This is a genomic window from Novosphingobium sp. (genome assembly GCF_027531025.1).
Taxonomy (GTDB): Bacteria; Pseudomonadota; Alphaproteobacteria; order Sphingomonadales; family Sphingomonadaceae; genus Novosphingobium.
Genome location: NZ_JAPZQX010000003.1, coordinates 326,427 through 347,366, shown reverse-complemented (window position 1 = coordinate 347,366; position 20,940 = coordinate 326,427). Strand labels below are relative to the sequence as shown.

Here is a 20,940-nt window from a genome sequence, read left to right as displayed (position 1 = left end):
CATGCGCAAGTACCTGCTTCCCCTGCTCGCCCTGATCGCCACCCCTGCCGCTGCCCAGCAGACCGACTGGCGCGCGCAAGCGAGCGAGCGGACCGTCGTGCTCAAGGATTTCGCCTTTGCCGAAGGCGGCAAGCTCGATCTCAACATGCATGTCACCACGCTGGGCACGCCGCGCCGCAATGCCGCGGGCGAGATCGAGAACGCGGTGATGGTGCTGCACGGAACCGGCGGTTCGGGCCACCAGTTCTTCCGGCCCCAGTTTGCCGATGAGCTGTTCGGCCCCGGCCAACCGCTCGATCTGGCGAAGTATTACGTGATCCTGCCCGACAACATCGGCCACGGCAAAAGCGGCAAGCCCAGCGATGGCCTGCGCATGGCTTTCCCGCGCTATAACTGTGCCGACATGGTGGCGGCGCAGGAACGGCTGCTGACCGAGGGGCTGGGCGTGAAGAAGCTCAAGCTGATCCTCGGCACCTCGATGGGCTGCATGCACGCCTTCGTCTGGGGCACCACCCGCCCCGGCTTTGCCGAACGCCTCGCCCCGTTTGCCTGCAACGCGATGGAAATCGCCGGGCGCAACCGGATGTGGCGGCAGATGTCGATCGACGCGATCAAGGCCGATCCCGCCTGGAACGGCGGCAATTACACCAGCCCTCCGGAAAGCGGCCTGCGCACCGCGCGGTACCTGTCGATCATCGCCGGGGCGAACGCCTGGGCGCTGCAGAACGAATACCCGACCCGCGAAAAGGCGGTGGCTGCGCTGAATGCCGCCTATGCCGCCAGCGCCAGGAACGCTGCCGACGCCAATGACCAGATCTACCAGATTGACAGCTCGCGCGATTACAACCCCGCGCCGAACCTGGCGAAGATCACGGTGCCGGTGCTGTGGATCAACAGCAGCGACGATTTCATCAATCCGCCCGAATTCGGCCTGGCCCAGCAGCACGCCAAGCTGATGCCGAAGGCGCGGTTCAAGCTGTTGCCGTTCAGCCCGGATACCAAGGGCCACGGCACCCACACCTGGGCGAAGTTCTGGAAGGCTGACCTCGCCAAGCTGATGAGCCAGAAATGACCGAAACAATGACTGACGGACGCCGCACGCTCTATCCGCCGATCGAACCCTATGCGAGCGGGATGCTCGACGTGGGCGATGGCCACACGCTCTACTGGGAGCGCTGCGGCACGCCCGGCGCCAAGCCGGCGGTCATGCTCCACGGCGGCCCCGGCGGCGGCTGCAGCGACAACCATCGCCGCCAGTGGGATCCGGCGCGCTATGACGTGCTGCTGTTCGACCAGCGCGGCTGCGGGCGGTCCTCGCCCTTTGCCAGCCTCGAGGCCAATACCACCTGGCACCTCGTCGCCGATATCGAGCGCCTGCGGGAACTGTGCGGGCATGAACAATGGCAGGTCTTCGGCGGCTCGTGGGGCTCGACCCTCGCGCTCTCCTATGCCGTCACCCACCCGCATCGCGTGACCGAACTGATCTTGCGCGGGATCTTCCTGTCCGGCCGCAAGGAACTGGAATGGCTTACCCGCTTTGGCGCCAGCGAGCTCTATCCCGAAGAGTGGGATCGCTTCGTAGCCCATGTGAACGGGCGCGCGGGCGAGGATATGACTGAGGCCTATTGGGCCCTGCTCGACGATCCCGATCCCGCCGTGCGCCGCGCCGCCGCGGCCGCGTGGAACCGCTGGGAAGGCGTGACGGTCACCCTGCTGCCGTCCACCGAGACGGTTGATCACATGGCCGAAGGCGACAATGCCGTGGCCACTGCGCGGATCGAGAACCACTATTTCCGCCATCAGTGCTGGCTGAAGGAAGGCGAATTGCTGGAACGCGCCGCCGCCACCCTGCGCGGCATTCCGGGGATCATCGTCCAGGGGCGGCACGATTGCTGCACGCCCCCGGCGGCGGCCTGGGCTTTGAAAAAGGCCTGGCCAGAAGTGGACCTGCAGATCGTCCCCGATGGCGGCCACCTGTTCAGCGAGCCGGGCATCACCGACGGACTGGTTCGCGCGACGGACCGGTTTGCGGGGTAGCTTTGCCGACCCTGGTCAGCCCGGACCTGTTCCGGGCCAGTGCTTTCCTTCCGCAACCTCGGCAAGCGGAAGCACCGCCCCGGAACAAGTCCGGGGTGACAAGATAGTTGCGTGAGGGGTAACCAGGTATCTCGCGATATCCGCCACTGGCCTTTCCTGGCGGCTCAGCCTAAGGCGCCTCGCATGGCCGACATTCTCGTCATCGACAATTACGACAGCTTCACCTGGAACCTGGTCCATTACCTTATGGAACTGGGCGCCGCGGTGGACGTGGTGCGCAACGACGCGCTCTCCGCCGGGCAGGCTGTCAGCACGGGCGCGAAGGGTTTCCTGATCTCGCCCGGCCCCTGCACGCCCAATGAGGCGGGCATCAGCCTCGACCTGGTCGGGGCCTGCGCGGACGCGGGGAAGCCGCTCTTGGGCGTGTGCCTGGGCCACCAGTCGATCGGCCAGTACTTTGGCGGCAAGGTGGTGCGCGGCGGGCTGATGCACGGCAAGACGTCGCCCGTCACCCACAATGGCACCGGCCTGTTCAGGGGCCTGCCCTCACCCTTTACCGCCACGCGCTATCACTCGCTGATCGTCGAGGACATTCCCGAGGCGCTGGTGGTCAATGCCCGTTCTGATGACGGCCACGTCATGGGCTTCCACCATGCCAGCCTGCCGATCCACGGTGTGCAGTTCCACCCCGAGTCCATCGCCACCGAGCACGGCCACGCCATGCTGGCCAATTTCCTGGCGATCTGCGGGATCGAGGCAAGGGAACCGGCGTGACCCTGTCACTGACTGATGCAGAGGCCCTCTTCGGGCGGATGCTTGATGGCGGCCTGAGCGACGCCGAAATCGCCGCTACCCTCGTTGAAATCGCCGACCGAGGCGAGACCGCCACTGAAGTTGCCGGCCTCGTCCGCGCCATGCGCGCGCGGATGAAGACCATCTCGGCTCCATCAGGCGCAATCGATGTCTGCGGCACGGGCGGCGATGGCCAGCACAGCCTCAATGTCTCGACCGCCGTGGCGCTGGTCGTCGCGGCCTGCGGCGTGCCGGTGGCCAAGCACGGCAACCGCGCCGCTTCGAGCAAGGCTGGCGGGGCCGATACGCTGGAGGCGCTGGGCCTAAACCTAGCTCGCGCCTCGGAACTGGCGGAGGAAACCCTGCCGGACCTCGGCATCGCCTTCCTTTTCGCCCAGGCGCATCATCCCGCGCTGGCCCGCGTCGGCCCGATTCGCAAGGCGCTGGGCCGCCGGACGATCTTCAACCTCTGCGGGCCATTGGCGAACCCGGCCGGGGTCACCCGCCAGCTGGTGGGTGTCGCTCATCCCTCGCTGATCGCGCTCTACAAGGACGCGATGGACCTGCTCGGCACCGAGTCGGCGCTGATCGTCTCCGGCGCCGAGGGTCTCGATGAACTGTCGATCGCCGGCACCAGTTACATGGCCGCAATCGGCCTGCCGCCGCTGCCCGCCGAACTGCGCCCCGAGGATGCCGGCCTGCCCAGCCACCCGCTGGAGGATCTGCGCGGGGGCGATGCGGCCCATAACGCCGAGGCGCTCCGCCGCCTGCTGCTGGGCGAAGCGGGTGCCTACCACGACGCCGTCCTCCTCAACAGCGCCGCCGCGCTGATCGTTGCCGGCGAGGCCGAGGACTGGTTCGAAGGTGTCGAGGAAGCCGCCGAGGCGATCGACAAGGGCCTCGCCAACGCCCTGCTCGATTGCTGGATCGAGACCGTGAAATGACCGACAAGCTCGCCGAAATCTGCGCCACCAAGCGCGTCGAGGTCGCCGCCCGCAAGCCGCGGGGCCTGGCCCATTGGCCCGCCCCGAGCCCGGTGCGCGGGTTCGAGGCGGCGCTGCGCACCGAGGCAACCGATGGCTTCGCCCTGATTGCCGAAATCAAGAAGGCCAGCCCGTCCAAGGGCCTGATCCGGGCGGACTTCGACCCCCCGGCCCATGCCCGCGCCTATCAGGCGGGCGGCGCGGCCTGCCTGTCGGTGCTGACCGACGCACCCTATTTCCAGGGGCACGAGGATTACCTGATCGCCGCCCGCGCGGCCTGCGACCTGCCGGTGATCCGCAAGGACTTCATGGTCGATCCCTGGCAATGCGCCGAGGCCCGCGCGATGGGGGCCGATGCGATCCTGATCATTGTCGCCGCGCTGGAAGATGCCGCCATGGCCGAGATCGAGGCCGCTGCGCGAGAGCAGGGCCTCGACGTGCTGGTCGAAGTGCATGACGAGGCGGAAATGGCGCGGGCACTGAAGTACCTCCGCTCGAAGCTGATCGGGGTCAACAACCGCAATCTCAAGACCTTCGAGGTCGATCTGGCGACGACCGAGCGGCTGGCCGGAATGGTCCCGGCCGATGTCCTGTTGGTCTGCGAAAGCGGGATCGGCAGCAACGCCGATTGCCTGCGCATGGCGGAGAGCGGCGTGCGGACCTTCCTGGTCGGCGAAAGCCTGATGCGCCAGCCCGATGTTGAGGCAGCGACACGGACCCTGCTGTTCGGCTGAGCCACCTGGGCTCTTTCCACCGCAGCCCCCTGTCCTACGGCGCCGAAACCGTGCCATAATGCGCCGCGATGATGACTTTTTCCGCCCTTTTCCGACCTCTTTCGGCGCGAAATGCGGCGGTAGCTTTTCTTGCTCCTGAACAGTGGTCCATGTGGTCCATGACTTGCGCGAAAGGATCGGCCCGATGAGCCTCACCCATCTCGATGATGCCGGCAATGCCGCGATGGTCGATGTCTCCGCCAAGCAGGATACCCTGCGCGAAGCCTTGGCCGAAGGCCGGATCACCATGTCGGCCGAGGCGCTTGCCGCGATCCGGGAAGGCGCGGTCAAGAAAGGCGATGTCCTCGCCACGGCGCGGATCGCCGGGATCATGGCCGCGAAGAAGACCAGCGAACTGATCCCGCTGTGTCATCCGCTGATGCTGTCCAAGGTGGCGGTGGACTTCGCCTTCGAGGATGACGGCATCCGCGTCACCGCCCTGGTGCGGTTGTCCGGACCAACGGGTGTGGAAATGGAAGCCCTTACAGCAGCTTCCGTCGCACTCCTGACAATTTACGACATGACCAAGGCACTCGACAAGGGTATGGTGATTGGCGGGGTGCGCCTGCTGGAAAAGCGCGGTGGCAAGTCGGGCGACTGGCGGGCGGAGGCTTGATGCCCGAACCGCTGAACGCCCCCCTGCCGCTGGAGGAAGCCCAGGCCCGGCTGCTCGCCCTGGCCGATCCCTTGCCGATCGAACGGGTCGATCCGCCCTCGGCGCTGGGGCGCTGGCTGGCCGAACCGCTAGTGGCCGAACGGACCCAGCCGGCCTGCGATGTTTCGGCCATGGATGGCTATGCCGTGGCCGCAGACGACCTGGCCGGCCCTTGGCAGATGATCGGGGAAAGCGCCGCCGGCCACCCCTTCGCCGGGTTCGTTGGTCCGGGCCAGGCGGTGCGGATCTCGACCGGGGCGGTCCTGCCCGATGGGGCCGGGGCCGTGGTGGTGCAGGAAGACGTGGCGCGCGAGGGGGACCGGCTGGTGCTGACCGGCACTGGCCCCGGCACCCCAGGCAAGCATATCCGCCGCGCCGGCGCGGACTTCGCCACCGGTAAGGTGCTGGCCGCGCTGGGCACCCGGCTCGGCCCGGCCCATGTTGCCCTGGCGCTGGCTGCCGGGCGGCGGCTGGTGGCGGTGCGGCGGCTACCGCGACTTGCGATCATCGACAGCGGCGATGAACTGGCCGCCGATCCGGGCGATTGCGCCCCGCACCAGGTGCCGGCCAGCAACGGGGCCATGCTGGCCGCGCTCGCTACCAGCCTGCCCTGCGAGGTGACGCGGCACGGGCCGGTGGCCGACCGGCTGGAGGCACTGATCGCAGCGCTCGATGCGGCTGCCCCGGCCGATGTGATCGTCACCAGCGGCGGGGCGTCGGTGGGCGATCACGATCTGGTCATCCCCGCGCTCAAGACCTGGGGGGCCGAACTCGATTTCTGGAAGGTGGCGATCAAGCCCGGCAAGCCGCTGCTGGTCGCGCGGCGGGGGCGGCAGCTGGTGATCGGCCTGCCGGGTAACCCGGTGTCGAGCTTCGTCACAGCCTGGCTGTTCCTGCTGCCGCTGCTGCGCCAGCTGTCTGGCGCAGGCGACCCCCTGCCCGTCACCCGCCGTGCCCTGCTCGCCGAAGCGCTGCCCGCCGGGGGCGACCGGCGCGAGTTCCTGCGCGGGTCGTGGGATGGGGGAACGGTGATGCCGGGATTGGTGCAGGATAGCGGCGCCCTGGCAGCCCTGGCCGGGGCGAATGCCCTGATCGATCGCCCCGCCCATGCCCCAGCCCTGCCTGTCGGAACGCCGGTGACGATCTATCCGCTCGAAAATGGCGGCATTGCCTGACTCACCTTGGCTTGACTCGGATTCGAATGTTGCTTAGTTGTTCCACATTCGTTCACTGAACGGCACGGGAACATCTTGGGCGTCCCGGCCGCGAATGGGAGGTTTTTGGCGATGCTGACCCGCAAGCAGCACGAATTGATCCGGTTCATCCAGGTCCGGCTTGAAGAGACCGGGGTCTCCCCTTCGTTTGAGGAAATGAAGGAAGCGCTCGACCTCAAGTCGAAGTCGGGCGTGCACCGCCTGATCTCGGCGCTGGAAGAACGCGGCTTCATCCGCCGCCTGCCTAACCGCGCCCGCGCGCTGGAAGTGCTGCGCCAGCCGGAAGACGTGACCAACAAGGCTCCGACCAAGGCTGCGAACAGCAATTCGGCGGCCGCCGTGATCCGTCCGCCCGAAGCCAAGCCCGCCCCGGCCAACGACGTGATCGAGATTCCGCTGCACGGGCGGATCGCCGCCGGTGTGCCGATCGAAGCACTGGAAACCAGCGCCACCCTGCCGGTACCCGCCGCCCTGCTCGGGTCGGGCGAGCACTACGCGCTGGAAGTGTCCGGGGATTCGATGATCGAGGCCGGGATTCTCGACGGCGACTATGCCCTGATCCGCAAGACCGACACCGCCCGCGATGGCGAGATCGTCGTCGCGCTGGTGCGGGGCGAGGAAGCGACGCTCAAGTACCTGCGGCGCGAGAACGGCATGGTCCGGCTCGATCCGGCCAATGCCGCCTATGAACCGCAGATCTATCGCCCCGGCGAAGTGCTGGTCCAGGGCAAGCTGGCCGGCCTGCTGCGCCGCTATCACTGAGGTTTGGGCAATCCGGTGCGGGGCCGCCGTGGTGGCGGCTCCGGCCACCAGCCGTGTTCGCCCTGGCCATCGGCCACGCGGGTAATGCGCCCGGCCGCAAGATCGATCGCCAGCCCGCCGCTGCGCTCCAGGTAACGCAGGTCGGCCTTGAGCCAGCGCGGGCGGCAGGACCGGGGCAGCCAGCGGTCGGACACGACGATATCTACCCGTTCGCAGGCCGCAGCCAGGTCGCGCTCGGCAAAGCGGTCGCGGGTGCGGGTCAGCAGCAGGGTCCAGGAGCGTCCGTCTCGCGCCAGCCTGACCATGCACAGGTCAGTATTGCAGCGGGCGCCGGGCCAGTCATCGAGGCTGCGGGTCTCGCCATCCATCCCCGCCAGTTCGAGCAGGGTGTCGCGGGCATAGCTGCTGCGTCCCTCGCGCAGGACCAGCAGTTCGCCGGGCACCGCGCCGGTCAGGCCGACATGGCGGCCGTCGCCCGATACCAGCAGGTCGGGCGGCTCGAGCAGGGCCAGCGACAGCGCGCCCAGCCCGGCCGGAACCAATCCCCACAGCCGCACCCGCCCGCTCCACAAGGCCAGCCAGATGCCCCCCGCCACGAACAGCAGGAACGCACCCCGCCCCATCGCCGGCATGGTCGATACGGCCCCCGGCTGGCTGGCGGTCAAGTGTGCCAGCGCCAGCAGCGCCTCCAGCGACTTGCCCGCCAACCACCAGACCGGTGCGCCCAGCCCGACCGTATCGGCCAGCAAGGCCAGCGCGATCAAGGGCATCGAGACAAAGGTCGTCAGCGGGATCGCCACCACATTGGCCAGGGCGCCGTAGACTCCGGACTGGTGGAAATGGAACAGCCCGATCGGCATCAGCGCCAGCTCGATCACCACCCCGGTGAGCAGCAGCATGGCCAGGTTGCGGCCCGCCCGGGCCAGCCAGCCCTCTTCGCGCGGGGCCAGGAAAGCGCGCACCCCGGCGGTCCCGCTGAGTGCGACGATCGCAATCACGGCGGCAAAGCTCATCTGGAAACTGGGGCCGACCAGCGCCTCGGGCCAGAACACCAGCACGACGAAGGCCGCCACCGCCACCATCCGCAGCGACAGCGCTTCGCGCCCCAGCGCGAGCGCGATCAGGACCAGAAGGGCGGCGATGCAGGATCGCACCGTCGGCACTTCGGCCCCGGTCAGCAGGGTATAGCCGATCCCGGTCAGCGCCCCGCCCGCCGCCGCGACCAGCGGCAGGCGCACCCGCAGCGCCAGCCAGGGCCACAGCGCCCCCAGCTTGAGGATCAGCAGGTATGCCGCCGCGATCACCGCACTGACATGCAACCCGCTGATCGACAGGAGATGCGCCAGCCCCGAATTGCGCATCGCCTCTTCATCAGCTTCCGGGATCGCCCCCCGGTCACCGCTGGCATAGGCGGCGGCAATTGCCCCGGGCGTGCCGGGCAAGGCCGCGCGCACATGGGCGGAAAGCGACTGCTGCAGGCCGGACAAGCCGCCACCAGTCCCCGGCCGGATCACAGTCACCCCATCCAGCGCGCTGCCGGTCGCCGCGATCCCCTGGAACCAGGCGGCGCGGGCAAAGTCATAGCCGCCGGGCAGCATCGGCGGCGCGGGCGGGATCAGCCGGGCGCGCAGCCGCACCTCGGCCCCGGGGCGCAAGGCCTTGCTATCCTGTGCCAGCGGCACGTTGATCCGCGCCTTGATCGCCCGTCCGCTAATCGGATCGCGGGTCGCGAGCAGCAGGCGCACCCGCCCCTCGGCCGGTTGCTCCTGCCGGGCCAGCACCCTGCCCTCGATCGCCGCCACTTGCGGGCGCGCAATCGGTGCCGCGCCGACCAGTTCGGACTTGATCCAGACATGCCCGCAGCCCAGCCCCACCGCGAGCGCAAGCGCCACCATGGCCTGCCGCAGATAGGGATAGCGCCCGCCGCTCCGCAGCAGGACCAGCGCGGTCAGCGCCATCAGCCCGCAACCAACCAGCAGCGCCAGCCACAGGCCCCGCGTCGGCAGGGCGAACCAGGCGGCGATGCCCCCGCCAAAGGCCACTACCAGCCAGGGTGCGCGATCGAACCCGGCTCGTGCCAGGAAGGCCTCGATGGACGTAAGTCCGCTTGCCAACTCGGCGCGCTTGCGCCAAGGGCCATGCTGCATTGCAGCGTCCCCTTGCGGGTTGGCGCCAAGGGGCACTTCGGGCAGGGCTTCGCGGGCCATCCCGATGAGAAGACAGGATGGAACGGGTAATGGCAAGTACCGGTGAAACAAGCGAAAAGGCAACGGGGCGCCCGGTCGTTACCCGCTTCGCGCCTTCGCCCACCGGCTATCTCCACATCGGCGGGGCGCGCACGGCGCTGTTCAACTGGCTCTATGCCCGCCATCATGGCGGCACCTACCTGCTGCGGATCGAGGATACCGACCGCGCCCGCTCGACCGAACCGGCAATTGCCGCGATCTTCGATGGCCTGGAATGGCTGGGCCTGGCCGGCGATGAGCCTGCCACGTTCCAGTTTGCCCGCTCCGATCGCCATGCCGAGGTGGCGCACCAGCTGCTGGCCGCCGGTCATGCCTATCGCTGCTACCTGACGCCTGAGGAGCTGACCGCCCGGCGCGAAGCCGCCCAGGCCGAACGCCGCACCTTCCGCATCGACAGCGAATGGCGTGATGCCGACCCGGCCAGCGCGCCCGCCGACCAGCCTTACGTTGTCCGCATCAAGGCCCCACGTGAGGGCGAGACGGCGATCGATGACCAGGTCCAGGGCCGGGTCACGGTCAGCAATGCCGAACTGGACGACTTCGTTCTGCTCCGCTCGGACGGGACGCCCACCTACATGCTGGCCGTGGTGGTCGACGATCACGACATGGGTGTGACTCACGTGATCCGCGGTGACGATCACCTCAACAACGCCTTCCGCCAACTGGCGATCATCCGCCACATGGGCTGGCCGGAACCGGTCTATGCCCACGTTCCGCTGATCCACGGCCATGACGGGGCCAAGCTGTCCAAGCGGCATGGCGCGCTGGGCGTCGATGCCTATCGCGACGAGCTGGGCATCTTGCCCGAGGCCATGTTCAATTACCTGTTGCGGCTCGGCTGGGGCCACGGCGACGAGGAAATCATCAGCCGCGACCAGGCGGTGGAATGGTTCGATATTGCCCATGTCGGCAAGAGCCCGTCGCGCTTCGACCTCGCCAAGCTGCAGAACCTTAACGGCCACTACCTGCGCGAGGCCGACGATGTGCGCCTGGCCGCGCTGGTCGCCCCGCGCATGACCGGGTCGGTGGACGAGGCGCTGCTGGCAAAGGCCATGCCGGTGCTGAAGGTGCGCGCCAAGGACCTCAACGAGCTGGCAGCCGGTGCAGCCTTCCTGTTCGCCCAGCGTCCGCTGACGATCGAGGACAAGGCCGCCGCCCTGCTGACCGACGAGGCACGGGCCCTGCTGGGCCGGATCCACGCCCAGATCGAGGCGCAAAACGACTGGACTCTGGAAGGGCTGGAGGCCAGTCTCAAGGCAATGGCGGAGGAGCTTGGCCTCGGTCTCGGAAAGCTTGCGCAACCCCTGCGGGCCGCGCTAACGGGCCAGACAACCTCCCCGGGTATTTTCGACGTATTGGTTCTGCTTGGTCGGGACGAGAGCCTGGCGCGGATTGCCGCCCAGTCGATCCCGGCCGGTGCGGCGCAGGATTGAAGGAGCAAGACAGGTGGGCAACCAGGTTAAACTGAACGCGAACGGCCAGGATTACGAATACCCGGTGCTGTCGGGCAGCGTCGGTCCGGACGTGATCGATATCCGCAAGCTCTATGGCCAGACCGGCATGTTCACCTTCGATCCGGGCTTTACCAGCACGGCGAGCTGCGAATCGGCGCTGACCTACATCGATGGCGATGAAGGCGTGCTGCTGCACCGCGGCTATCCGATCGGCCAGCTGGCCGAGGATTCCAGCTTCATGGAAGTCTCCTACCTGCTGCTGAACGGCGAACTGCCCAGCCAGGCCGAACTGGCGGACTTCACCCGCACCATCACCCGCCACACCATGCTGCACGAACAGCTCGCCACCTTCTATCGCGGGTTCCGCCGCGATGCGCACCCGATGGCGATCATGTGCGGCGTGGTCGGCGCGCTGTCGGCCTTCTACCACGACAGCACCGACATTTCCGATCCGATGCAGCGCAAGATCGCCAGCCATCGCCTGATCGCCAAGATGCCGACGATCGCGGCCATGGCCTACAAGTATTCGGTCGGCCAGCCGTTCATCTATCCGGACAACAACCTGTCCTACACCGGCAATTTCCTGAAGATGACCTTCGGCGTGCCGGCCGAGGAGTACGAAGTGATCCCGGCGGTCGAACGCGCGATGGACCGGATCTTCATCCTCCACGCCGACCACGAGCAGAACGCCTCGACCAGCACGGTGCGCCTCGCCGGTTCGTCGGGCGCCAACCCGTTTGCCTGCATCGCGGCGGGGATCGCCTGCCTGTGGGGTCCGGCGCATGGCGGCGCGAACGAAGCCGCGCTCAACATGCTCAAGGAAATCGGCACGCCCGACAAGATCCCGCACTACATCGAGCGCGCCAAGGACAAGAACGATCCGTTCCGCCTGATGGGCTTCGGCCACCGCGTCTACAAGAACTATGACCCCCGCGCGACGGTGATGCAGAAGACCGTGCGCGAAGTGTTCGACGCGCTGAAGGTCACCGATCCGCTGTTCGAAACCGCGCTTCGCCTTGAAGAGCTCGCGCTGAACGATCCCTACTTCATCGAGAAGAAGCTGTTCCCCAACGTGGACTTCTACTCGGGGATCATCCTGTCGGCGATCGGCTTCCCGACCACCATGTTCACCGCGCTGTTCGCCCTGGCCCGCACGGTCGGCTGGGTGGCCCAGTGGAACGAGATGATCAGCGATCCCGGCCAGAAGATCGGGCGTCCGCGCCAGCTCTACACCGGCCCGACCCAGCGCGATTACGTGCCGCTGAGCCAGCGTTAAGCGTCTGGACCACCCTCCTCGTGCCCCGTCGTCGGACGGAGCGCGAGGAGATCGGCCGGAACCTCGAGGATGAAGCGCGCGCCCTGCCCCAGAGCGCTTTCCACGGTCAGTTCGCCGCCCATCGCGCGGGCGAGGCGGCGCGAGATATAGAGGCCGAGGCCCGATCCGCCATCCTCGCCACTGCGGCCCAGCCGCTCGAACTTCTCAAACACGCGGGCCTGCTGCTCGGGGCTGAGGCCCGGCCCTTGGTCCGCCACGATAAGCCTTGCCCGAGCGCCGGCATCCTCCAGCCTGATCCAGATCTGCGAGTTCTCGGGCGAATAGCGGATCGCGTTGCCGACGAGGTTGAGCAGCACCTGCAGAACCCGGCGAAACTCGGCGATCGCGGGCAAGTGCTCACCCAGGCGCGGCGCATCTATCGTGATCCCGCGTTCGGCCGCACGGACCCCCAGGATGCCCGCCGCCCGGCGCGCGACATCAGCGAGGTCAATGCGATCTGGCGCGGTGTTGAACTCTTCGGACTCGACCACCTCCAGGTCAGCCAGATCTTCCACAAGCGAAAGCAGGTGCTGCCCGGCCGCGGCGATATCGGCGGCATAGGCGGCATATTCCTCGGCCAGCGGCCCCGCCAGCCGCGTGCGGATGGTCTCGGCATTGGCGATGATCCGGGCGATCGGCTGGCGCAGCACCGGGGCGATGTCGCGGCCAACCGGACCTGGTTCGTTGCTGGGCATGGCCGGCGCGCTGCGCGGGCGCTGCGGCACTGGTGCGGGCGCCTCTTGCGAAGTCAGGCACAGCTCGAAGCCGCGCAGGGCACCATCGGCGCCCGCTTCGGGCAGCAGCGTCGCGCGCCAGCTGCGCTGTGATCCGGCCACTTCGATCTGCGCACCGTCCAGCAACCGCCAATGGAGCGGCTGATGGTGATCGCTGCCGGCCACCGTCACGAAGTCGGTCCAAGGCTGCCCTACCCCGGAAGTCATGGCCGCGGCCAGATCGGCCAGGTCAGGCGCCGCAGCATCGACGGCCAGAACCCCCTGGGCCGCATCCAGCCGGGCGGTCAATTCGGCGACCGTGCGATCGATCGCCGCGCGGCGCTGCGCCGTTTCCGCCGGATCTTCGGGCGGCAGCGGGCTGGCCTGCCAGTTCGAGACGACAATGCTGCAACCGCCCGTGGCGGGATCCGGCTCGACCTCGACCCAGGCCTGGATCTGGTCCTGGCCATCATTGGCCATGATCCGACGGGCCAGCCTTAACCCCAGCGAGCGCGCCTTCGCCACGAGCTCGGCCAGCGCCGGGATCGCCAGCGGACCGGGCAGTTCCCCGCCGCAGCGGCGCTGCAGCCCGACCAGCGGCTCATCCGCCGCAGTCAGGCAATCGCGCGCATCACACTGGGCGCGAGCCTGCCAGGCACCGCCTTCGGCCATGGCTCAGCCTCCCGCAGCGACCGCGCGCGCCAGCAAGGCTGCGGCGCGATCAGCCCCAAGCTGCTCGAAACCCTCCGGCAGGGCGATATCAGGATGAATGGCCAGGAACTGCTCCTCGACCATCTCGATCCGCGCGCCAGCCGCACTCAGGGCCAGCGCCAGCCTGGCCAGCTGGGTCTCATTGGTGGACAGCGCCGCCAAGTCGCGATCGATCCCGGCACCCAGCGCCAGTGCGGTCAGGAACAGGCCCACACCGGCATGGCTGATCGACAGCGCCGCACTGGCCCCGCCGCCCAGCCCCATCACCAGCCGGGTCATCAAGCCGATCCGTGATCGCCCTTCATCGTAATTCGCCCGCAGCGTGGCTAAGGCGCGCTCGATCGCCTCGGCCGGAGCATCGACCGTCCGCATGGCCTCCAGCGCAAGGTGAAACAGTTCGGGTGGTAATTCGCCCAACGCCACCTGCATCCGCCGCTGCGCCTGAGCAAAGCGGACCTGCGCCGCCAGCAGCGCCATCCCACCGCTCGCCTGCCCAGCGTCGGTCGAGGCAATCAACGACTGCAACAAAGGCGACAGCGCCGGATCGATGGCAAGCCGCGCCTGCAAACGCTCGGTCAGCTGCCATTCGACGGCCAGGGCATGAAGATGGGCCAGGAATGCAGCCTGTTCGGCCAGTCGCTGTTGCAGCGGCTGAACCAGATCTGCCGCGTAGTCCCGGGTGGCGAAGCCTGCACCAGCATCGTCAAGCGCATCGAGCAGCTGGGTAGCGACATGGGCCGACATCCCGCGCAACCGGGCGATGATTTCGTCACTGAACAGTGAATGATCGTCGTTGGCCAGCAGATGACGCAGGATCGGCGCAATGGTGCCGATCACGGCATCACCGTGCGTCAGCTCGTCGCGCAGGACGGTTTCCACCGCGGCGTCGGGTCGGGCCTGGACGTTCGTCTCACTCATCCCATCGGCCATAGCCGGGTTTGGTTAAGGTGGCGTTAGCCGCGTAGATGCCCGTGGCCAGAGGATTCCCGCAATGGCCAGCAGTACCGCTGCCCAATGCACGGCGGGGCCGATCATGCCCGCGATCATGGCGCATCCCGCCAGCAGCACCACCAGCGCGCGGTCTTCCAGCCAGGCAGTCCAACCCATCGGCAAGGCGCGGGGCACCAGCCGCAGCAGCGCCAACAGCATCAGCGGGGGAAAGAACCGGTCATGCTGTGGCTGCCAGGGCTGAAGCGGTTCGGCCCAGGCCAGCAAGCCGACCAGCACGGCATCGCTGGCCCAGCCATAGGCTGTGTGCCACGACCAGCAGACCTCCGACCCCGGTCCGGCGCGGCTTTCGATCCGGGCCAGCAACGCGGCCGCTTCTACGCAAATCCACCCAAATCCGGCACCAATCAAGCCGAGGCCAGGGAACCCGAACCACCCGGCGAACAGCGCCAGCAGAAGCAAGGTACCCGCGCCGATGGCGACCAGACGGGTACCGCTTCCGGCATGCAGCAGGGCCGGACCGAAGCTGCGGACCACCACCTGGGCCAGCCAGCGCGAAGGATTGAACGGCAAGGTCTGCGCGGTGCGGCTGCGGATCCACAGCGGCTCAAGCGCGTGGGCTTCGGCCTCGCTGCGGACCAGCGACCAGAAGCCCCGCCCACTGGTTCCTCCTGCCACCATTGCCGTTGATGGCAAGGCCCGCTGGCTTATGCCGGCCTGCAAGGCAATCCGCATCAGCGCCGAAAAGGCATCGCAATCGGCCGGGAGATCGGCCAGCCGTTCGATCAACCGGCCGGGAATGCGCAAGGCGCCGCCGCTCGCCAGCAGCGCATCGATCCGCTCGAACCCGGCGTCCAGCCCGATCTCGACCGGCTGGACCAGTACCGCCGTGCCCTGCCCGAGGAGTTCCTGCGCGGTATCGACCGAGGCGAACAGGCCGTCCGCCAGCGCGAAGAGCTCGTCGGTCGAGGTCAGTTGTCCCAGCAGTCCGCGCGGCCCCGCGATCACCTGGAACCGGGCGCCGCCCCGTTCGGCGGCGTGCTGCAGGGCCAGGGCATCGGCAGTCATCCCCGGGGCGAGGCAAAAGATCCGCTCTGCGCCCAGCGCCAGGGCCACCGCCAATTGCTCCTGCGCCACGGAAATCCCGCCCACGCGCAAGGCACCGCGCACGGTGCCGGCACTATCGAGCAGTGAAATCAGGGCGACGAGCAGGCGCGGTCTCCGCTACGGCAAGGGAGGCAAGCCGCGCGTTCTACCGGCAAGGCCGGGTACAAACAAGCGCCGGGGCTCAGCCTGCGGCGTAGTTGTCGAGAAAGGACCGGATCTGGCGCACGACCACCGGATCGCCGGGGGCGGCATCGAGCGCCTCTTCCGCCAAGGACATCAGCGGATCGGCATGGAAGCTGGCGGCCAGACCCTTGATCCGCAGCGCGGTGATCTGCCAGTTGCCGTCGCAACGCGCCCGCCCCAGCAGGTCAACCTGCCGGGAAAGGCTTTCGATGAATGCCTCGCGCAGCTCGGAAAACAGCTGTGCATCATCCCCCGCCGCAGCGGCCAGGGTGGCATCAAGGGCTCCTGCTTCATAGGCCATGATCAGGGTGAATAACGGCAAGGGGTTAAACTCGGGTTTATCCACAGCCCAAACATGGTAAACAGCTGGAATGACCAGGGGATCAAAGATCGTGGCGATCGATGCGGCCGAGCCGCAGGACGCGCCTGCCGCCGAACCAGCCGAGGCGATTGCCGAAGCGCCGCTCGCGCTGGAGGACGATTGGGTCGAGGATCTTCCCGCGCCGCGCGGTGCCCGCTGGCCGCTTGCCCTGGCAATCCTGTCAGTACTGGCCATTGCTGGCTGGACCGCGCTGTTCGTCATGGCCAACCTGCCCGCAATCCAGCGCGGCGGAACCGTGGCCGAATGGTCCGCCTGGATTCGCGACTGGTCGCTACCGGTCCTGCTGGTCGCGGTGGCCTGGCTGCTGGCCATGCGCAACAGCCGCCGCGAGGCCGATCGCTTTGCCGATGTCGCCCAGTCCCTGGCGCGCGAATCCGCAGCGCTTGAGGAGCGGCTGAGCCGGGTCAATAGCGAGCTCAGCCTCGCCCGCGAATTCATCGCGGCCCAATCGCGCGATCTCGAGTCGCTGGGACGCGTCGCTACCGAGCGCCTGTCCGAACATGCCGGCCAGCTCGCCAGCCTGGTGGCTGACAATGGCACCCGGGTCGAAACGTTGGGCACGGTCAGCGCCGCCGCGCTCGAAAACATGGAGAAGCTGCGCGGCCAGCTGCCGGTTATTGCCAGCTCGGCCAAGGACGTGACCAACACCATCGCCGCCGCCGGTCGCACCGCCCATTCCCAGATCGAAGACCTGATCGCCGGATTCAACAAGCTCAACCAGTTCGGCCAGGCCAGCGACCGACAGGTTGCAGCGCTCAGCGCGCGGGTCGATGCGGCGATTGCCGAGTTCACCCGCCAGGCCGAGCAACTCGACCAGATCGCGACCGCCCGTTTTGCCGCCCTGGCCGAGCGCGGCGAAGCCTTCCGCAGCGAGCTGGACGGAGCAGAAGTTGCCGCCCTCGCCGCGATCCGCACCCGCGCCAATGCCCTGGCCGAGGAACTGACGACGGTCCGCGCTGCGCTCGACGAAGCCGAAGCCGAAAGCCTGACCTCGCTGCGGGCGCGGCTCGGGGCGATCCGCGACGAAGGCGCCGCAATTGGCAGGTCCCTGCGCGAAGCCGAGGCGGGCGCACTCGAAGCCTGGCAGAACGCCACCACCCGGCTGGTCGATGACCTGCGCGCGGCGATTACCCAGGTTGGCGAGATCGACCAGAAGGCTCTCGATTCTGCGCGTCATCGCCTGGCCGAGCTGGCCAAGGAGGCCGAGGAAGTCGACGGCCGGCTGGTCGAACGTGACCGCCTGTTCGCCGCCGAGCTGGAAAAGCGCCGAGAAGATCTGGCTGCCCGCCATGCCGAATTCGGCGAAACGCTGAAAGCGCAACTGGCCGAACTGGACGAAGTGCTGGCCGCGCGCCGGGCCGAACAGGAACAGCGCGCTGCCCAGGTGGTGGCCCACACGGCCGAAATTGCCGCCCAGCTCGACGTGTTCGCCGCCCGGATCGGCGAGGCCCGCAACCAGGGCGCTTCCGCCCAGAACGAGCTATCCGCCGCCCTAGCCACCCTGGCCGAACGGCTTGCCGCCAGTCGCGAAGCCCTGGCCGGGACCGACCGCGCCGTGGCTGAGCTGACCGACAATTCGGTCCGCCTGCTCGAACTGATCCAGGCCAGTGTCACGCACACCCAGACCGAACTCCCCGCCGCGATGGGTGCAGGCGAGGCCAAGCTGGCCGAGATCGAGGCCCGCACCCTGGCGCTGCGCGATACGGTGGGCGAGGCCGAGGCCAAGGGCGAAGGGCTGGCAGCGCACGTGGCCCGCGCCGAGGAACTGCTCCAGTCCCTTGCCGCCCGGACCGAAAGGCAGGCTGGCGCGCTGGGCGCCATGCAGCAGACCCTGGCGGCCACCCGCGGCGAAAGCCTGGCCCTCGCCGAACAGGCCCAGGCCGAACTCAAGAGCGCGATCGAAGCACTGGAAGGCCGCGCCCGCGATGCGGTGACCGATCTGGAAAGCACCAGCGCGACCGCTGTCAGCGCGCTTGCTGCACGACTGGCCGAGGAAAGCGGTGCAGCCATCGACGTTGCCATGCGCGCCCGCGCCAGCGAGGCGGCGGAACAGCTGGAACTGGCCGCCGTCAAGGCTTCGGGCATCAGCCGGGAAGCCGCGATCCAGCTGCGCGACCAGCTGGCCAAGGTCAACGAACTGGCCGGCAACCTGGAGCGGCGGGTGGCCCAGGCCCGCAGCCGGGCGGAAGAGCAAGTCGACAACGATTTCGCCCGCCGCGTCGCGCTGATCACCGAGGCGCTCAATTCGAACGCGATCGACATTGCCCGCGCGCTGGACGCCGATGTGGCGGACACGGCCTGGGCAGCCTACCTGCGCGGCGACCGGGGCGTCTTTACCCGCCGGGCGACCCGCCTGCTGGAACCGGCCGAAGCCAAGGCCATTTCCCGCCTGTTCCAGGACGAGCCGGGCTTTCGCGAGCATGTCAGCCGCTATATCCACGATTTCGAAGCCATGCTGCGCCAGCTGCTGTCCACCCGCGATGGGCACGCCCTGGGCGTGACCATGCTGAGCAGCGACATGGGCAAGCTTTACGTGGCGCTGGCCCAGGCGATCGAACGCCTGCGCAACTGATCGCCGAAATCCAGCCCTGCCGAACTTGCGATTGCCCGCAGGGTGGGGCTGTTCCGCGGCTAGATTTCGACCTGGCTGCCCAGTTCGACCACGCGGTTAGTGGGCAGGCGGAAGAATTCCATCGCGCTGGCAGCGTTGCGCAACATCCAGGCGAACAGCTTTTCCCGCCACAATGCCATGCCCGGTTTGGCCGAGGGCAGCAGGGTCTGGCGCGACAGGAAGAAGCTGGTCTTCATCATGTCGAACGGCCCGCCGCAGATATCCGCACGCTTCAGGGCATCGGGCACGTCGGTTTCCTCAAGGAAGCCATAACGCAGGCTCATCCGGTAGAAGCCCTGGCCCAGGTCCTTGACACTGCACCGCTCACCCTCATCGACATAGGGCACGTCCTGGATCGCCACGGTGAGGATCACCACGCGCTCGTGCAGCACCTTGTTGTGCTTGATGTTGTGGAGCAGCGCCGAAGGGACACCGGCAGCGGTCGAGGCCATGAAGATTGCCGTGCCGGGCACGCGGGTGGCGCTGGAATGGGCGCTCTTGGCGAAGACTTCCATCGGGATGGAGCCTTCGGCCATCGAGGCCCGCATCAGCGCGCGGCCGCGCGACCAGGAAGTCAGCAGGGTGAAGATCGCGAGGCCAATCACTAGCGGCACCCAACCGCCATAGGGCACCTTGAGCAGGTTAGCGCCGAGATAGGCCATGTCGACCGTGAAGAACACCGCCACCAGCGGTGCAGCCTTCCACCAGGGCCAGCGCCACAGGCTGACCAGCACGGCCGCAAGCAGGATCGTGTCGATGAACATCGCGCCTGTGACCGCGATGCCATAGGCAGCGGCCAGATTGCTGGAGGAGCGGAAGAACAGCACCAGCAGCAGCACCATGATCATCAGGCCCCAGTTGACCACCGGGATATAGATCTGACCGGCCTTCGAGGCGCTGGTGTGCTTGATCTGCATGCGCGGCATGAAGCCCAGCTGGATCGCCTGCTGGGTCAGGCTGAACGCTCCGGAGATCACCGCCTGGCTGGCAATGATCGTGGCCAATAGCGCCAGCACCACTACAGGCAGCTGGATCGCATCGGGGATCATCAGGAAGAAGGGGTCTTTGATCAGCGCATAGGCCTGTTCCGGCGTCGGCTGCGAAAGGACCATGGCCCCCTGCCCCATGTAATTCAGCATCAGCGCGGGCAGCACGAAGGTCAGCCAGCTGAGCCCGATCGGCTTGCGGCCGAAATGGCCCATATCGGCGTAAAGCGCCTCGGCCCCGGTCACGGCCAGTACCACGCTGCCCATGGCCACAAAGGCGCGGAAGCCATCGGTGACAAAGAACTGCACCGCGTTAAGCGGGTTGAGCGTTTCCAGCACGATTCCGGGCATGGCAGTCAGGTGCATCAACCCCAAACCGGCCAACGTGGCGAAATAGACCAGCATGATTGGACCGAACAGCTTGCCTACTCGCTCTGTCCCGCGCGACTGGATCGCGAACAGGCAAACGAGGATCGCGATGGCAATCGGCACGATCCACGCCTTGAAGCCCGGATGCACGTACTGCAGGCCCTCGGTGGCGGATAGGACCGACATGGCCGGGGTGATCATCGAATCGCCATAGAACAGCGCCGTCGCGAACACGCCCAGCAGCACGAAGGGCGCGGCCCATTTGCGCCCGCGCGACTTGCGGTTGATCAGCGCCAGCAGCGCCAGGCTGCCGCCCTCGCCCTTGTTGTCGGCCTTCATGATCGTCAGGACGTACTTGAACGTCACCACGATCATCATCGACCAGAACACGAGGCTGAGCACGCCGTGGATGTGGACCGGATCGACCTGGATCCCCGGCACACCGTGATGCGAAGCAAAGGTTTCGCGAAAGGCGTAAAGCGGGCTGGTGCCGATATCGCCGAACACCACGCCAACCGCACCAATCGCCAGCTTGACCACGCCGCCCTGGGCATGGCCGCTGCTGTGGCCGTGCTGATGCGCGAACCGCGCCGCAGCGTCACCGTCGGTCTTGTCGGAACTGCTCATCGATGCGCCCCAATCCCGGACAGACTCACCTGCCCCCGTGCCGCAAGGCTCGCGCCCTTAGCAGCGCCGCAC

General features: G+C 67.6%; 17 protein-coding genes. 11 read left to right on the top strand and 6 right to left on the bottom strand.

Annotated features, from left to right (window positions below; genetic code table 11):
• Nucleotide 1 precedes the first annotated feature (1 nt).
• The 8 genes from O9281_RS04725 (at nt 2) to lexA (ending at nt 7,216) form a co-directional block, all read left to right on the top strand.
• Nucleotides 2-1,072: an alpha/beta fold hydrolase gene (locus O9281_RS04725; RefSeq protein ID WP_298183406.1), complete on the top strand. Its 1,071-nt coding sequence runs from the start codon at nt 2-4 to the stop codon at nt 1,070-1,072.
• Between the two features lie 8 nt (nt 1,073-1,080).
• The gene (gene pip, locus O9281_RS04720; RefSeq protein WP_298183404.1) at nt 1,081-2,037 is read left to right on the top strand and encodes a prolyl aminopeptidase; all 957 of its coding nucleotides are present in this window, start codon (nt 1,081-1,083) and stop codon (nt 2,035-2,037) included.
• A gap of 183 nt (nt 2,038-2,220) precedes the next feature.
• Nucleotides 2,221-2,811: an aminodeoxychorismate/anthranilate synthase component II gene (locus O9281_RS04715; RefSeq protein WP_298183402.1), complete on the top strand. Its 591-nt coding sequence runs from the start codon at nt 2,221-2,223 to the stop codon at nt 2,809-2,811.
• A 38-nt stretch (nt 2,812-2,849) separates the two neighbouring features.
• A complete protein-coding gene (trpD, locus tag O9281_RS04710; RefSeq protein ID WP_298183918.1) occupies nt 2,850-3,773 on the top strand; it encodes an anthranilate phosphoribosyltransferase in 924 nt (307 codons plus the stop codon).
• Nucleotides 3,770-4,546, top strand: a complete 777-nt coding sequence (gene trpC, locus O9281_RS04705) for an indole-3-glycerol phosphate synthase TrpC (protein ID WP_298183400.1) — start codon at nt 3,770-3,772, stop codon at nt 4,544-4,546. Before trpD ends, trpC begins: the two co-directional genes overlap by 4 nt.
• Nucleotides 4,547-4,730: 184 nt before the next feature.
• Nucleotides 4,731-5,201, top strand: coding sequence for a cyclic pyranopterin monophosphate synthase MoaC (moaC, locus tag O9281_RS04700; RefSeq protein ID WP_298183398.1), 471 nt, complete (start codon nt 4,731-4,733; stop codon nt 5,199-5,201).
• Nucleotides 5,201-6,415, top strand: coding sequence for a molybdopterin molybdotransferase MoeA (locus O9281_RS04695; protein ID WP_298183397.1), 1,215 nt, complete (start codon nt 5,201-5,203; stop codon nt 6,413-6,415). The genes moaC and O9281_RS04695 overlap by 1 nt, the downstream gene beginning before the upstream one ends.
• A 111-nt stretch (nt 6,416-6,526) precedes the next feature.
• A complete protein-coding gene (lexA, locus tag O9281_RS04690) occupies nt 6,527-7,216 on the top strand; it encodes a transcriptional repressor LexA (RefSeq protein ID WP_298183395.1) in 690 nt (229 codons plus the stop codon).
• Here lexA and O9281_RS04685 read toward each other — a convergent pair.
• Nucleotides 7,210-9,423 (bottom strand): ComEC/Rec2 family competence protein, encoded by a 2,214-nt coding sequence (locus O9281_RS04685; protein WP_298183392.1) that lies wholly within the window; start codon nt 9,421-9,423, stop codon nt 7,210-7,212. The two genes, lexA and O9281_RS04685, sit on opposite strands and share 7 nt — an antisense overlap.
• Nucleotides 9,424-9,452: 29 nt before the next feature.
• Between O9281_RS04685 and gltX the strand changes: the two genes are divergently transcribed.
• Both gltX and O9281_RS04675 read left to right on the top strand, forming a co-directional pair.
• Complete coding sequence (gene gltX / locus O9281_RS04680) at nt 9,453-10,895, top strand: glutamate--tRNA ligase (RefSeq protein ID WP_298183390.1); 1,443 nt, start codon at nt 9,453-9,455, stop codon at nt 10,893-10,895.
• A gap of 13 nt (nt 10,896-10,908) precedes the next feature.
• The gene (locus O9281_RS04675; RefSeq protein WP_298183388.1) at nt 10,909-12,192 is read left to right on the top strand and encodes a citrate synthase; all 1,284 of its coding nucleotides are present in this window, start codon (nt 10,909-10,911) and stop codon (nt 12,190-12,192) included.
• On the opposite strand, the gene O9281_RS04670 is transcribed toward O9281_RS04675, so the two are convergent.
• The 4 genes from O9281_RS04670 to O9281_RS04655 all read right to left on the bottom strand — a co-directional run bounded on the left by O9281_RS04670 (nt 12,189) and on the right by O9281_RS04655 (nt 16,194).
• Entirely contained in the window at nt 12,189-13,616 is a 1,428-nt protein-coding gene (locus O9281_RS04670) for a HAMP domain-containing sensor histidine kinase (protein WP_298183386.1), read from the bottom strand. The genes O9281_RS04675 and O9281_RS04670 overlap by 4 nt on opposite strands.
• A gap of 3 nt (nt 13,617-13,619) precedes the next feature.
• On the bottom strand, nt 13,620-14,573 hold the full coding sequence (locus O9281_RS04665) for a hypothetical protein (RefSeq protein WP_298183384.1): 954 nt from the start codon (nt 14,571-14,573) through the stop codon (nt 13,620-13,622).
• 24 nt (nt 14,574-14,597) lie between these two features.
• Complete coding sequence (locus O9281_RS04660; RefSeq protein WP_298183383.1) at nt 14,598-15,773, bottom strand: hypothetical protein; 1,176 nt, start codon at nt 15,771-15,773, stop codon at nt 14,598-14,600.
• Between the two features lie 118 nt (nt 15,774-15,891).
• Nucleotides 15,892-16,194, bottom strand: coding sequence for an Hpt domain-containing protein (locus tag O9281_RS04655; protein ID WP_298183381.1), 303 nt, complete (start codon nt 16,192-16,194; stop codon nt 15,892-15,894).
• A 70-nt stretch (nt 16,195-16,264) separates the two neighbouring features.
• On the opposite strand from O9281_RS04655, the gene O9281_RS04650 reads away from it, so the two are divergent.
• Nucleotides 16,265-18,847: an ATPase gene (locus O9281_RS04650; protein WP_298183378.1), complete on the top strand. Its 2,583-nt coding sequence runs from the start codon at nt 16,265-16,267 to the stop codon at nt 18,845-18,847.
• 59 nt (nt 18,848-18,906) lie between these two features.
• On the opposite strand, the gene O9281_RS04645 is transcribed toward O9281_RS04650, so the two are convergent.
• Nucleotides 18,907-20,868, bottom strand: coding sequence for a potassium transporter Kup (locus tag O9281_RS04645; protein WP_298183376.1), 1,962 nt, complete (start codon nt 20,866-20,868; stop codon nt 18,907-18,909).
• Between the last annotated feature and the right edge of the window lie 72 nt (nt 20,869-20,940).